At 69.7% G+C, this 14,029-nt stretch carries 16 protein-coding genes; 10 read left to right on the top strand and 6 right to left on the bottom strand.

Annotation, left to right across the window (positions count from 1 at the left end; genetic code table 11):
* Positions 1 to 6: 6 nt before the first annotated feature.
* From ACIRL2_RS26320 to ACIRL2_RS26345, 6 genes are all read right to left on the bottom strand, one after another.
* Positions 7 to 363 (bottom strand): VOC family protein, encoded by a 357-nt coding sequence (locus ACIRL2_RS26320; protein WP_395867902.1) that lies wholly within the window; start codon positions 361 to 363, stop codon positions 7 to 9.
* A gap of 224 nt (positions 364 to 587) precedes the next feature.
* Positions 588 to 887 (bottom strand): hypothetical protein, encoded by a 300-nt coding sequence (locus tag ACIRL2_RS26325; protein ID WP_395867905.1) that lies wholly within the window; start codon positions 885 to 887, stop codon positions 588 to 590.
* 228 nt (positions 888 to 1,115) lie between these two features.
* Positions 1,116 to 1,619 carry a nucleoside deaminase gene (locus tag ACIRL2_RS26330; RefSeq protein WP_395867907.1) on the bottom strand — a complete coding sequence of 168 codons (504 nt, stop codon included), beginning with the start codon at positions 1,617 to 1,619 and terminating at the stop codon, positions 1,116 to 1,118.
* Positions 1,620 to 1,749: 130 nt separating this feature from the next.
* A complete protein-coding gene (gene pucD, locus ACIRL2_RS26335; protein ID WP_402234888.1) occupies positions 1,750 to 4,077 on the bottom strand; it encodes a xanthine dehydrogenase subunit D in 2,328 nt (775 codons plus the stop codon).
* 1,079 nt (positions 4,078 to 5,156) lie between these two features.
* Positions 5,157 to 6,425: a helix-turn-helix domain-containing protein gene (locus ACIRL2_RS26340; protein ID WP_402234891.1), complete on the bottom strand. Its 1,269-nt coding sequence runs from the start codon at positions 6,423 to 6,425 to the stop codon at positions 5,157 to 5,159.
* Positions 6,391 to 6,723 carry a putative quinol monooxygenase gene (locus ACIRL2_RS26345; protein ID WP_395782147.1) on the bottom strand — a complete coding sequence of 111 codons (333 nt, stop codon included), beginning with the start codon at positions 6,721 to 6,723 and terminating at the stop codon, positions 6,391 to 6,393. The genes ACIRL2_RS26340 and ACIRL2_RS26345 overlap by 35 nt, the downstream gene beginning before the upstream one ends.
* Positions 6,724 to 7,121: 398 nt before the next feature.
* Between ACIRL2_RS26345 and ACIRL2_RS26350 the strand changes: the two genes are divergently transcribed.
* The 10 genes from ACIRL2_RS26350 to ACIRL2_RS26395 all read left to right on the top strand — a co-directional run.
* Positions 7,122 to 7,391 carry a hypothetical protein gene (locus tag ACIRL2_RS26350; RefSeq protein ID WP_402234894.1) on the top strand — a complete coding sequence of 90 codons (270 nt, stop codon included), beginning with the start codon at positions 7,122 to 7,124 and terminating at the stop codon, positions 7,389 to 7,391.
* A complete protein-coding gene (locus ACIRL2_RS26355) occupies positions 7,388 to 7,813 on the top strand; it encodes a DUF3307 domain-containing protein (protein WP_402234895.1) in 426 nt (141 codons plus the stop codon). The genes ACIRL2_RS26350 and ACIRL2_RS26355 overlap by 4 nt, the downstream gene beginning before the upstream one ends.
* Complete coding sequence (locus ACIRL2_RS26360) at positions 7,810 to 9,177, top strand: hypothetical protein (protein ID WP_402234898.1); 1,368 nt, start codon at positions 7,810 to 7,812, stop codon at positions 9,175 to 9,177. Before ACIRL2_RS26355 ends, ACIRL2_RS26360 begins: the two co-directional genes overlap by 4 nt.
* Positions 9,177 to 9,560 carry an RRQRL motif-containing zinc-binding protein gene (locus ACIRL2_RS26365; protein WP_402234901.1) on the top strand — a complete coding sequence of 128 codons (384 nt, stop codon included), beginning with the start codon at positions 9,177 to 9,179 and terminating at the stop codon, positions 9,558 to 9,560. The genes ACIRL2_RS26360 and ACIRL2_RS26365 overlap by 1 nt, the downstream gene beginning before the upstream one ends.
* 75 nt (positions 9,561 to 9,635) lie before the next feature.
* Positions 9,636 to 11,867, top strand: coding sequence for a cell division protein FtsK (locus ACIRL2_RS26370; RefSeq protein ID WP_402234903.1), 2,232 nt, complete (start codon positions 9,636 to 9,638; stop codon positions 11,865 to 11,867).
* A gap of 141 nt (positions 11,868 to 12,008) precedes the next feature.
* Complete coding sequence (locus ACIRL2_RS26375) at positions 12,009 to 12,290, top strand: hypothetical protein (RefSeq protein ID WP_402234906.1); 282 nt, start codon at positions 12,009 to 12,011, stop codon at positions 12,288 to 12,290.
* Between the two features lie 32 nt (positions 12,291 to 12,322).
* A complete protein-coding gene (locus ACIRL2_RS26380) occupies positions 12,323 to 12,553 on the top strand; it encodes a hypothetical protein (RefSeq protein WP_402234908.1) in 231 nt (76 codons plus the stop codon).
* 16 nt (positions 12,554 to 12,569) lie between these two features.
* The gene (locus ACIRL2_RS26385; RefSeq protein WP_402234910.1) at positions 12,570 to 12,800 is read left to right on the top strand and encodes a hypothetical protein; all 231 of its coding nucleotides are present in this window, start codon (positions 12,570 to 12,572) and stop codon (positions 12,798 to 12,800) included.
* 85 nt (positions 12,801 to 12,885) lie between these two features.
* On the top strand, positions 12,886 to 13,266 hold the full coding sequence (locus ACIRL2_RS26390; protein ID WP_402234913.1) for a hypothetical protein: 381 nt from the start codon (positions 12,886 to 12,888) through the stop codon (positions 13,264 to 13,266).
* Positions 13,263 to 14,029 (top strand): DNA cytosine methyltransferase (locus ACIRL2_RS26395; protein WP_402234915.1); only part of this gene is annotated, 767 nt, incomplete at its 3' end. The genes ACIRL2_RS26390 and ACIRL2_RS26395, both read left to right, overlap by 4 nt.

The following is a 14,029-nucleotide window of genomic DNA, read 5'->3' on the forward strand; positions in this document are numbered from 1 at the left end:
AACCGCTTACGGCCCGTCCAGCCCGAAGACGAAGCCGAAGGGGTCGGTGAGTTGGCAGATCCGCCGCCCGGCCTCGACCACCAGTGGGCCGCGATGATGCGCACACCCGGCCGCGAGAAGCCGATCCCGGACCACGTCAAGGTCGTCCACACCCCAGTACGGAACGGTGCTCGCGCCCGGCGGATTGCGCTCCGGATCGGCCGGGTGGAAGCCGAGTTCGACACCGGCGATGTCCACCCACGCGTACACCGACTCCCCGTCGATGTCGAAGCGGGCCGGGACGTCGAGCACCTCGGCCCACCAACCGGCACTCCGGCGCGGATCGGCGGCGAAGACGAGGACGGTCCGAACGCCACGAAACACGGTCTCTCCCACACGATCACGGGCCCGGTCGCCCCACACGAGCCGGTGAAATCCCCGATTATGGCGCAACCGGCCGGTCGGCCCGCCGTCGCGGCGCCCACCATGCCGCGCCGCTCCACGCCACATCGAGCCGGTCGACTCGGCGGCCCCGTGCGCGCCGGCCGCAGCCGGCTGGACCGGTCGATTTCGGCTGCGCGGTCGGCCCGTCGGCCCAGCCGGCCCGGTCAGCCCGGTCCGCGGTGCGCGGTCGCGACGAACCGCGCCTGCCGCCGGGCACGTTCCACACCCGTGCGGCGCCGTTCGGCGAGTTCCTCCGGCGACATCGGATACGACCCGACGACCTTCGTCGCCGCCGGCACGGGCGGGTCGTCGACGGGAGCGGGCGGTACGAAGTCGGGCCACCCGCCCGGGCGCGCGGCCGGCCCGCGAGGCCCGCTCGGGCGCGCGGTGCGCTCGACCTCGACCTCGTGTGGGCCGCTCGGATCGGGACGGCTCGATCGCAGCGCCCAGGCGAGGACACGCACGACAACATTCACCAACCCCATGTGCTCATCGCGTCCCTTCGGGGCACCACATCGGGAACCTCGGACGCGCGGACCATGTACGGCATATCGGCGCCGCCGGCCCGAACCATGAGCGATGGACCCCTGCCGAGCCCGACGCACGTCTCGGCCCGCCCGACCGGACACCCCCGGCGGGGATCGGCAAAGCGCGCCGACGCCCGGGCGAAGGCGCGCATGTCACCCGTGTCCTCAGTAGGCGACGCGGTCGGACTTGGCCAGCCACGCGTCGAAGGGGGCCGTGCGGTGCGGCAGGTCCAACCGCTCGACCCGGGTCGGCCACATCGACTTGGGCTTCTTCTCGAACAGGTCGTAGAACTTGCGGTCGTCGAAGCCGGCCACCGCCGCGTCGTGCCGATCGGCGGCGTAGACGATCCGGTCCACGCGAGCCCACAGGGCGGACGAGAGGCACATCGGACACGGCTCACACGAGGTGATCAGGACGCAGCCCTCGAGCGAGAAGACGTCCAGTTGCCTGCAGGCGGCGCGCATCGCGCTCACCTCGGCGTGTGCCGTCGGGTCCAGGGTCGCGGTGACCTGGTTGTGCCCGATCGCGACAACCACGCCCTCCTTGGCGACCAGTGCGCCGAACGGACCACCACCATTGGTCACGTTGTCGGTGGCCAACCTGATCGCCTCGTCCATCCAGGCGCGCTCGAGGTCCCGGATGCTCGTTCCTTGGGTGTGCGTGGTCACGGTCACTCCTAGCGACGGTGTGGGGATCCCCGGATGCGCTGTCGACGCGGAACACCGCACGCACCGGGGTGACAAGTGGGCCTGCGGGTGCCGTCCCGAGTTCACCTCGGCCGGCGACACCCGCGGGTGTTCATGACGGCCGGACGCCGCAGATGTGCTCCGGAGCGACCGGAGTGTGGGTCAGGTTCAACCCCGTCGCGTTGCGGATGGCGTTCACGATCGCCGGGGTCGCGGAAATGGTGGGCGGTTCGCCGACCCCACGCACCCCGTACGGCGAGTTCGGGTCGGCCCTTTCGATCACGTCCACCGTCATCGGCGGCATGTCCATGATGGTCGGGATCAGGTAGTCGGTGAACGACGCGTTGCGGATCTTCCCGTCCCTGACCTGGATCTCCTCCATCACGGCCAGGCCGAGCCCTTGCGCGGAACCACCGTGGATCTGCCCGACGACGGCGTCCGGGTTGATCGCCTTGCCGACGTCCTGCGCGCAGTCCAACTGCACGACCTTGACCAGACCCAATTCGGTGTCCACGTCCACCACCGCCCGGTGCGCGGAGAAGGCGTGCTGGACGTGCACCCGCGGGCTCTGCCCGCTCACCGGGTCCAACTCGTACGTCCGCAGGTGGTGGTATTCCCTGGTCTCCTCGATCACGTCGTCACCGAGCACGTCGACGAGATCGGCGAGGACACCGGTGACTTCGGAGACGACCTTGCCCCCGGCCAGCGACAGGTCCCCGGGCTTCTCGCCGAAACGCCGGGCGACCCGCTCGAAGAGCACCTCGCGGACGGCCTCACACGCGTTCTTGACGGCGCCGCCGGTGATGTAGGTCTGTCGGGAGGCCGAACTCGACCCCGCGTCGCCGACGTTGGTGTCGTTCGGGTGGATGTTCACCCGCTCCACGCCGAGTTCGGTGCGGGCGATCTGCTGCTGCACGGTGATCAGACCCTGCCCGACCTCGGCCGCCGCGGTGTGCACCATCGCAACCGGGTTGCCGGCGATGGCCTGCAACCGCACCCGCGCCGTGGAGTAGTCGTCGGCGCCTTCCGCGTAGGAGATGTTCTTGATGATCACGCTGTAGCCGACGCCCCGAACGACACCCTCGCCGTGCGTGGTGTTGGCCGCGCCGCCCGGCAGCTCCCGGATGTCCACCGGTCCGCTCCGGCCGTCCGGCGGCAGCGGGATGTTTTCGACCCGGTCCAGCAACTCGGCGACCGGCGCGGGGTAGTCCAGCACCTGCCCGGTGTGCAGGGTCGAGCCCTCCTCGATGGCGTTGAGCCGGCGCAACCGCACCGGGTCCATGTCCAACGCCTTGGCGAGTTTGTCCATCTGGGATTCGTAGGCGTAGGCGGGCTGCACCGCGCCGAGGCCACGCATCGCGCCGCACGGCGGGTTGTTCGTGTACAGGCCCCAACCCTCGATCCTGACGTTGGGTACCTCGTACGGCCCGATTCCCAACGACGTGGCGTTGCTGACCACGACCGGGGTCTTGGAGGCATACGCGCCGCCGTCGAAGTACATCCGCGCCCGGACGTAGACGAGCCTGCCGTCCTTGGTCGCGCCGTGCTCGTAGTACATCTTCGCCGGGTGCCGATGGACATGCCCGTGGAAGGACTCCTCCCGGCCGTAGACCATCTTCACCGGCCTGCCGGTGCGCAGCGCCAACATGCAGCAGTGGATCTGCATGGAGAGGTCCTCGCGGCCACCGAAGGCACCGCCGACGCCGGACATGGTGAAGCGCACCTTCTCGACCGGGAGCCCGAGCGCCCGCGCCGTCTGCCTCTGGTCCACGTGCAGCCACTGGGTGGCGATGAACAGGTCGACCCCGCCGTCCTCGGCCGGGATGGCCAAACCGGACTCCGGCCCCAGGAACGCCTGGTCCTGCATGCCCATGGTGTACACATCGGACACCACGACGTCGGCCTCGGCCTCCGGATTGCCCCGGACGATCGGCTGATAGCGCACCACGTTGCCGCCGGGGTGCAGCCTGGGCAACGTGTCGTCGTGCGCGGCCCGTTCCGGGTCGGTGATCGGCTCGAGCACTTCGTACTCGACCACGATCCTCGCCAGCGCGCGCCGGGCCGTCTCGGGGTGATCCGCGGCGATCAGGGCCACCGGCTCGCCCTGGTAGCGCACGATTCCCTCGGCCAGCACGGGCGTATCGGCGACCTTCAGGCCGTAGATGTTCTCACCGGGGACGTCCTCGTGGGTCAGCACCGCGTACACACCGGGGTGCCCGAGCGCGGGCCCGATGTCGATCGACCTGATCCGCGCATGGGGATGCGGACTCCGCAGTGTCGCGCCCCAGAGCATGTCCTCCGCCCACAGATCCGACGAGTAGGCGTATTGCCCGCGCACCTTGAGCGTCCCGTCCGGCCGCAGTGGGCTGTCGCCGATGCCACCACCGACCAACTCGTCGAGGTCCTGCGGCGTACGAGCGGGAGAAGTCTGTTCGGTCATCAGGAAAGTCCCCCACGGTCTGGACACTCGGCAACCAGAGTTCGGTCGGAGTGAGTCGAATCGGCCCGCATGGCAGGCAGTTATCCGATGCCCGCGACTCGCGCGGGAAATGCCGATCCCCAATGCGGGTCATCGCGGTGCGCTGCACCTACGAGAAGTACACAGTCACCCGAGTGGAGCCAACCAGGGGTGGAAGAAATGAAAGCGCCCACACCCCGCACCCACCTCTTCGTAGACTCCTACAAGAGCTGGCCGCCCACATCCCCGAATCACCCCCACCCGCGCAAAGGGTCCTCGTGCGCGGCGGCGCCGAGCCACGAGCTCCTCGGCCGGGCCCGCTCATCTCGCGCACGACACCCAAGCCGCACACCCCCAACGGCCACACCCCGAGCCCAACGCCACCCCAACGCCACCCCAACGCCGCCCACCCCCCGGCGCGTCAGCGCCCCCGCCCCCCCGCCCACCCCAGTGATCGACGCGCGAAGCGCGGAGAGCGGCGGAGCCGCAAGTTGGGGCTTCGTGCCCCGGAGCGAAGCGGAGGGACACGAAGCCCCGAGCGAGGCCCCACCTTTTTTCTCGGAGGAGCGAAGCGGGGGAGAGAAAAAAGGTGGGGCCTCGCGAGCCGGCGACGAAGTCGCCCAAAAAAGAAGAGACCCGCTCTCCTCGCCGAACAGAGGCGATTGCGCCGCGAAAGCCGGTCTGACCTGCGACAACGGGTGTGAAGGTGCGACGGACAGCCCAGCGGCCCGCGCATGGCCCATGATCATGGTCGTCGGGGCTGCTGGCAGGACCCAAGAGCTACGTGTTGTCGCTTCAAGCCGCTGACGTGTGCGAGGGAAGAGCTAGGGGAGCGACTTCGTCACCCTCACCCATGGATTACCCCACCGCCGTCTTCTGTCCGATCGGGAAGGGGCTTGCGGCGCGAGGCAGGACGATTGCTGAAACATCCGGATGTTTCAGCAATCCTTTTGATTCGCGGTTGCCGGACACCCCGGACACCCACAGTCCAGGGTGTCCGGAGCGTCTTCCCAGGTCAGAGCATGTGACCGGACAGTCGGACACGCGGGACAAGGACCGACCTAGTCCAGCGCTGCGGAGCGCTCGGCGAGGCCGACCAGTTCCGGCGGCGCCGTGCGCCCGGCAATCAGGGTCAGTTCGCGAATGGCGGCACGTGACGCGGTGTGGCTGCGGACGGTTTCCGGAGCAAGTTCTTCGGCGCGAAGCAGGTACTCGACAGCTTCGCCGACGTGTCGTCGTTGGGCATGGGCGCGGCCAAGGTCCATCAGGAGCCGTGATCGACGTTCGGGGGACAGCGCTTCGGCATTGATGCGAGCGCCGATGTCCAGCGCTTCGCCGGCGTCGCCGAGTTCGACGGCTGTCGACACGGCTTGGATTTCCACGTTCGTCGGGCCGAACTCAAGATTGAAGTCGTTGCGGTCCGCCCCGATGCGCCGAGCCACGGATCGCGCTTCGCTGATCTCTGCACGGGCCTGGTCACGGTTGCCGGAACGAGCATGGACCAACGCCAGGATCAAGCGGAGCGATCCCAGCACGGACAGCCCTTCCGGCACGGACAACGCGTCTTCACCGTGCGTCTCCAGCGCTCGGACAGCGGTTGTTGCGGCGTGCTCGGCTTGGTCCAACCGCTTCAGCCTCACGAACGCCTGAGCAAGACGGTAGATGCCGGCGAACACCGGCAGCACGTCACCGGACTGCTCGGCAGCACGAATGGCGCGGTCGGCAGCGATCCACGCGGCATCGGCCTCGTCCTGGCGAACGAACGCCGCTGCCAGCGCCTGGTAGACACGGGCAAGCAGGGCCTGCAGTGCGGGCCGGTCGGCGGTGGCCGCGGTTCGCACCGCCGCTTCCAGGCGATCGACCAACGGCCCCACCTGAGCGCTGAGTTCTGCGAACCTCGCGGTGTGGGTGAGTTCCCACAGCACGTCTACCTGGTGACTCAAATCGGCGAGCGAGGTTCGCTCGGTCGTTGCCGCCCTGCCTGCCAGCAAGGCGCCCAGTGCCGGATGACCGGAGATCGTCAGGCGCGCGGCATCGAGATCGTTCGGTCCCTCCGGCACCGTGGGTGGCGGTACCGACGCCACCGGAGCATCGGGGTTGAGCGCTTGGACCGAGACGCCGAGCGCGTCGGCCAGCAGTTGTAGGACATCGAGCCGCGAAACGGGCTGTACGCCGCGCTCGACCTGGGACACCCAACTTGGTGTACGACCGACTGCGGTCGCCAATTCCGTCTGCTTGATGCCACGTTGCTTCCGGAGCGCTGCGACCCGCGCCCCGAAAGCCTTGCGCTCATCATCAGACGCCACCGGCCACCTCCCCTTGGACAACACCCTTGCCGTCCACGGACTCCAGGAAGTCCACTTCGACGGCGTCGATGTACTGCTCACGAGCAGCAAGGAACCGCCGGACGTGCGGCTGTTGCTCGTGCCGATCGAAGGCGGCCCGGTCCGCATACAGCTCGTAGAACATCCGCTGAAGCGGCTGCCCCTCCACGGTGTGACTCACATAGATGAGCGTCCCGGGTTCGAGTTCCCGGATGCCGACCAAGGTCTCTGCCACCAGGGCGTCAAAGGCTTCCACTGCCGCTTCGTCGCGGGCGGTGAAGCGCACGTTCAGGCCGAAGGCCACGTCTCGCTCCTCTCACAGGGCAACAGCCAGTCTCACACGCTCGCTGTTTTCCTGCGACTAGCAGTTTCTCTTGACTCGCAGTTTTTCTGTGAGTACGTTCGCAGTGTTGCTTCATCTACTGAAGCGGCGCAGAGCACTGTGCGACCTGCCAGGGAAGGCGGCTTCGGCCGTACGCCCGTAAGCGCCGGGACAGCTCGGTCCTTGAGAACTCAACAGTGTGACGAATGAGATCGAAACGAGTGCTTTTGGTCCTCGATGCGCGGTACGAACACGCGCGTCGGGGGTCACGGCCACTCGTCTCTCAAGACGGGGCACACCGATGTGTGCCGGGGCGCCCGCGGACTTGGCGGAAGGCGGGCGCCCCCGTGGGTCGCAACTCCGATGTGGGGAGTACGACCGTGAGAACCATTGTGAACGGCCGTCTGGCCGTGACGAACTTCGAGTTCACCGAGTTGGCGCTGGGCGTCGACCCGGAACTGTTCCTCGGAGTCGACGGGGAGTCCGCCGAGGAGCGGGCGGCCCGGGTCGACGCCGCGTGCGACATCCTGACCGCGCTGCGGCACGAGGAGCCCGAGTTGGCCGACTACGCCGAGCGGCTGCTCTGCGAGTCGGCGCGGGTGCTGGTCATGCCGAGTCGTCGTTTCGTTGCTCGGCGGTGGGCCGCGTGAGCGCCGATCCGGGCACGTTCGCCGCTGTCGGCTTCGCGCTCTACGCCGCGCACATGGTGGGTGACCACTGGGTGCAGACGGATCGGGAAGCGCTGGGCAAGGGTGCGGCCGGTTGGTCGGGCCGCTTCTGGGCCGCGCGGCACGTCGTGTCGTTGACTGCGGTGAAGGTGCTGTTCCTGGCTGCGGTGTGGGTGGTGTTCGGTCTGTCGCTCGCGCCGGTCGCGGTGGTCGTCGGCCTGGTGGTCGACGCGTTGTCGCACTGGTGGGCGGACCGCCGGCACACCCTCGCCAAGCTGGCCCGTCGGGTCGGCAAGGGCACCTGGTGGGAGCGCGATCCGCAGGCGCCGTACCTGCTCGATCAGTCCTGGCACATCGGGTGGCTGTTCGTCGCCGCCCTGATCGTCACGGGGGTGACGTCGTGACCGACACCGTCTACTCGATGCGCGCCGGCCGTCAGCTCGACAAGGCCAAGGTCGCCGAAGCGCAGGCCGCCGCGCAGGCCAAGCAGGCCGCATCGGCGCTCGCCCAGGCCGAAGCCGCCGCGCGGATCGCCGCCGTTCAGCGCGAGGCCGAGCGGGCCGAGCGTGCGGGCGCCGAGCAGGACAAGGCGTCCGCCCGTGCGGAGCGCAACCGCAGGTGGCGCAAGCGCTTCGAGGCGGTGCTCGCTCGGCGCGACTTCGTGATGGTGACCGCCATCATGGTCGCGTCGGTGGGCACAGCATGGCCCGCGCAGATGTCGTTCTATCTCGCCCTCGGGATGAACCCCGCGCTCGCCGTGCTGGTGACCGCGATGTCGGAAGGCGCCGCGTGGGCCGGGGCGGCAATGGCCTCCCGAGCGATCGAGGACGGTCGCCCCGCCGGGCTCTACCGCGTGATCACGTGGGGTTCGGCGCTCGCGGCCGCAGCACTGAACGTCGCCCACACGATCCACCGGAGCGTTCCGCTCGCCATCGTGCTGGGGATCGCGTCGATGCTCGGCGTGCTGCTGTGGGAGTCCTACGCGCACAGCCGGACCGAGCACACGAGCGGCAAGACCGGCGCGCAACTGCGGGCCGAGCTGTACCGGTCGGCGCGGTTTCGTCGGGTGAGTCGGCGGATGCGTGACCTGCTCGCGTCGGTGCCCGGTCTGACGGAGGATGCGGCGTGGATCATCGCGTGGCGAGCGATCCACGGTGCCGATCCCGGGGTGACCCGGCGGACGCTCAAGCGTCATCACAAGGCCGCCGAGCGGGTGCGTGAACTGCTTGCCAAGGCGCCCGAGTCGGCGGCTGAGCCGGTCGCGCTGTCGGTGGTCCAGACGCCGACCGCGACGCTCGCGGACGTCGCCCCGGGCGGGTCCGTGCTCGACTCCGACGAGGCTGTCCGGGACGCGCTCATCCTCGCGTTCGACTCGGCGCGGCCGGTCGCCGAACTGCTCGGCAAGGTCCGCTCGACTGCCCCGACCGACGCCGAGCAGTCGACCCCTGATCAGCAGATTTCTACGCAAAAAGGTTCGATCGAGTCGGGTGTGAGTCGGCCGACCGGTGCGCGTCCGCGCAAGGCGACCGGCAAGGTTCCGGCCGCCGCGAAGTCGACCACCCGCGCACGTTCGACTGACGAACTGCTCGTACAGGCACGTAGGTTGACCGCTGGGTGGCCGGTCGACCGACTGACCGGTGAGGCGGTCCGCAAGGCGGTGCGCACGTCGTCGGCGAACGGTCGGACGTTGCGGGATGCGCTGCTCGCCGAGCGCACCGCCGCCGGGCTTCACCTGGTGGTCGACCCCGGCGCTGCGGCCGAGAGCTGATGGCCCGGTTCCGGGCGCGGTTCTGGGACCCGACCGGCGCCCGCTACGGCACACCCACCTACCCGTGGCGGGCAGCGCCCGACGGGCTGATGACCCGCCGTCAGCTCCGCGCCGAAGGGCTTCGGCCCGGCGGCCAGGAACCGGCCGCACAACTGATGTGGCAGTCCCGGCCGCGTGGCCTGCGGGTGGCGTACCTGTACCGCGTCGACCGGGCCCGACCGGTCCGACCGATGACGGTCGGCCGTCACCGGGCGCTCGCCGCCGCGATGCGCGCCCGCCGAACCTGCCCCGCCTGCCGCATCGAGCAGACCTACGTGATCTCCGTCCGACTCAACGCGTGCGTGCCGTGCGCGGACGGCTTCGAGTACAGCGCCACCGCCTGATTCGTGCGGGCACCGGCTCTCGCCTGGCAGCTTTCGCCGGTGCCCGCTCTCCACTCTTAAGAGGAGAGGTTCAGCATGACGCACGACACGTTCGAGAGTCCCGACTTCGAGGACCACGAACCGACCCGCGACGATGACACCCCGCCCGGCGGCGAGGTGATCCCCTTCCCGCGTGAGACCACCGTCGACCCGGACGCCGAGATCCACCACGACCGGGACGACGACACCGACGGCGAGACCGAGCAGGACGACGACACCGAGGTTCGGGTACCGGTTGACCCGCCCGGCCGGACGCGACCCTCGTGGAGCGAATCGGTTCGAGGCGAACAGCGCCGGGACGTTCTTCCCGCGTGGCTGCGCTCGCGTGATGCCTTGCGCGAGCAGGCGCGGTGGGTGCTCGATCACTACAAGCACGTGTTCGCGTTCCACGCGGTGCGCACCCCGGTCTACGCCGGGACGCTCGCGCTGCGCTCCCCGCTCGGCGCCGCGCGTCTGGTGGGTGGCGCGCTGCGGTGGGTGACCGACGCCGACGGGCGCCCGGTCCGCGCCGAAGCGGTCCGCAAGGCCGACGCCGCCGAGTACCTGAAGCTCGCCAAGCACCGCGACGGAAAAGTGAGGCTGCGCGGCACCATCCTCGCCGCAGCCGTCCTCGCCGCCGGTCTGTTGCTCACCGCGCTGCTGCTCGCCGCGCCGACCTGGGCATTGGTGGTCACGCTGCTCGGCGTGGTCGCCGGGTTGGGGTGGGCGGGTGCGCCGGAGGATCGGCCGGTGATCGGTCCGGCGGTGGTCAAGCCGCAGGCCGAGAAGCTGTCCAGTGGGATGGTCCTGCGGGCGCTCGGCGCGCTGGGGATCGCCGAGATCAACAAGGCCGTGGCCAAGGGTTGGGGTCCGCGTGCGTTCGTCGCCCCGATCACCCGCGACGGCCCCGGTTGGCGCGCCGACATCGACCTGCCCTACGGCGTGACCGCCGTCGACATCATCGAACGCCGCGACCGGCTCGCGTCCGGCCTGCGCCGCCCGATGGGCTGCGTGTGGCCCGAACCGGCGTACGACCAGCACGCCGGGCGGCTGGTGTTGTGGGTCGGGGATCAGGACATGTCGCAGGCCCCGCCCGCCGTGTGGCCGCTGGCGACGTCGGGTTCGGTGTCGCTGTTCAAGCCGATCCCGTACGCGACCGATCAGCGCGGGCGCGTCGTGTTGATGAGCCTGATGTACGCGAACATGCTGATCGGCGCGATGCCCGGCATGGGCAAGACGTTCGCCCTGCGCATCGCCCTGCTCGCCGCCGCGCTGGATGTGACGGCCGAGCTGCACGTGTGGGAACTCAAGGGCACCGGCGACCTGTCGCCCCTCGAACAGGTCGCCCACGCGTACGGCTCGGGTGCGGACGACGCCACGATCGCCGGGACGATGGACTCGATCCGCTACGTCCACACCGAGCTTGAGCGCCGCGCCAAGGTCATCTCCGGTCTGCCGCGCGACGTGTGCCCCGAGAACAAGGTCACTCCGGAACTCGCCGCGAAGAAGCGGCTTCGGCTGCACCCGCTCGTGCTCGCGGTGGATGAGTGCCAAGAGCTGTTCACACACGAAAAGTTCGGCAAGGAAGCAGACACCAAGCTCACCGCGATCATCAAGCGCGGCCGGGCGCTGGGCATCATCCTCCTGCTCGCCACCCAACGCCCCGACAAGGACTCGCTGCCCACCGCAATCAGCGCCAACGTGGGCATCCGGTTCTGCCTCAAGGTCATGGGCCAGACCGAGAACGACATGATCCTCGGCACGTCGTCCTACAAGAACGGTCTGCGCGCGACGACGTTCACCCTCAAGGACAAGGGCATCGGCTACCTCGTGGGCGCCGGCCCCGAAGCACAGACCGGCCGCACGTTCGGCGTCGACAACCCCGGCGCCGAGATCGTGTGCACCCGCGCCCGCGCCGCGCGCGTCGCCGCGGGGACACTCACGGGGCAGGCCGCCGGAGAGACCCCCGACGTCGACCCCACCCACGGGTTCGACCTGCTCGCCGACATCCTCGCGGTGGTCGAACCGAGTGAGGCAAAGGTGTGGAACGAGATCGTGGTCGACCGCCTCGCCGAGCTGCGGCCGGACGTCTACGGGCCGTGGGCGACGCTCGACAGTCAGGCCAAGCCCGCGCAACTGACCACCGCGCTCAAGCCGTTCGGCGTCTCCGTCGGTCAGGTCTGGGGCACGCCGGTCGACGGCGGGAAGGGCGCGAACCGGCGCGGCATCACCCGCGACGACATCACCGCCGCCGTCACCAAGCGTGACGGAAATCGCGCGGCCGACTGATCGCGAATCGGTGCTAGGTCTAGCAGGCCACCCTGCTAGGCCTAGCACCCCTGCTAGCACCCAATCCCCGCACTGACCAGAGCACTAGTCCCTAGCACCGCCATGCCCGGAACCAGCGAAAATCCCTCTGGGAGGCACCTCGTGACCCTCACGATGCTCGTTGCGGCAGCCGTCGCCGCCTACGCTCTCGGTTACAGCCTGTTGTGCTTCATCTCGCCGTTCGGCCCGTGCCGACGCTGCGACGGCACCGGAAACCACATCTCGTGGTGGGACAAGCACCGCGCCCGCACCGCACCGGCCGCCAAGCCGAAGCGGAGGATCCGCAAGCCGTGCCGCCGCTGCAAGGGCACCGGCGCCCGGCTGCGGATCGGCCGCCGCATCCACAACCACGCCCGACGGCTTCACGCCGACGGCACCCGCTGAACCGTGCTCCGACCACCCGTCAGGAGACCGACATGACCACCCTCGCCGCCGGTGGGTCCACCGTCACCATCGGCCTGCCCCTGATTCTCCTGCTCGCCGCCTTCGGCCTGCTCGCCAACAACAAGGCCCCGAAGCTCGCCGGGTTCTGCCTGTTCGTCGCCGGAGTCAACCTCTCCGGGACCGCGTTCGCCGCCTCGCTCAGCGACTCCACCGGGACGTTCGTCGCGGGCGCCGTCGACGCTTTCGCCTCCGCCATCGGCTGAACGGAGACCACACCGCATGCGCATCCGCCGCTGGTACATCTACCGCGCCCACCGCGCCGTTCACATCGAACGGGGCGCCGACCCGAGGTGTGGCCTCTGTTTCGGCGAGGGCGGGTGGTGGGAAGGCAGCGCCGTCCACCCCGAGGAACCCGACGTGATCGCGTGCCCGTGCAACGACGGCCCGCGCATCCGCATCCCGCTGTGGCGCCGCTCGCCGGCCTCGTACAGCGCCGAACCGCCGTTCTAGTCCCGCCCCGGGGCGGCCGTCTTCCGGCAAGTCGCCGGCCGCCCCGGACTCCCGAACCACAACAAGGAAACAGGAGACATCCAGCATGACAGAGCCCATCCGAGAGCTGTCCGTCCCGAACGGGCCGATCGACACCGGGCCGCTCGGCATCCCGCGCCAGAGCACCGCCGAGAATCGCGCACTGCTGTACCGCGTCCTGACCGACGCCGGTGTGGAACTCGGCTCGTACGACCGGCTCATCGTGGACTGGCTCGGCGACTGGGACAGCGCCACCGTCCTGACCGTCGCCTCGCTCATCGTCCGCGCCGCGGACCCCGACGGTCGGTCCGAGATGTACCGCACTCTCGCCGACGCCATCACCTCGACCATGGCCTACCCGGACGACTGGGACGGCTACGCCCCCGAACACGTCCGCCTCGCCGAGTACGTCGCCACCCTCGCCGAGTACTTCGGGCGCACCGAGTGAACGCCACAACCGGTCCGCGCGTCGGGTCACTGTGCACGGGCTACGGCGGCCTGGACGACGCCGTACACGCCGTGCTCGGCGGCGAGACCATCTGGCACGCGGACAACGACCCCGGGGCGAGCGCGATCCTGGCCCACCACTGGCCGCACACGCCCAACCTCGGCGACATCACCACCACCGACTTCCGCACGGTCCCGCCGGTGGACGTGCTCACGGCCGGGTGGCCGTGTCAGCCCTCCAGCATGGCCGGCAAGCGCGCCGGAACGGCCGACGAGAGGTGGATCTTCGATGCGATCCTCAACGCTGCTCGCGACCTGGACCCACGACCCCGGCTGCTCGTGCTCGAAAACGTCCCCGGGCTGCTCACTGTCGACGGCGGGGACGCTATGGCCCGAGTCGTTCACGGACTGGCCCGACTCGGGTACGTGGGACGCTACCGGGTTCTATCTGCCGCCGACATCGGCGCCGCCCACCTGCGACGCCGGGTCTTCATCACCGCTTGGCCTGCTTCCCACGCCGGCGGCCCGGGACTGGCGCGGCGGGGGGCAACGCGGCCAACTCCCGACCGTAATCCTGGGGTTGCCGCCGGTCTGACGCTGTTGCCGACACCGCGCGTCTCGGACGCCAACGGCGCCGGCGCGCACGGCACCGGTGGTGTGGACCTGCGTACGGCGGTGTCGTTGCTGCCGACGCCGCGCGCCACCGACGGCGCCAACGGCGGCCCGAACCAGCGGGGCAGCCGTCCCGGCGACGTCGCGCTACC

This window comes from Embleya sp. NPDC127516 (genome assembly GCF_044765325.1).
In the GTDB taxonomy this organism is placed as follows: domain Bacteria; phylum Actinomycetota; class Actinomycetes; order Streptomycetales; family Streptomycetaceae; genus Embleya.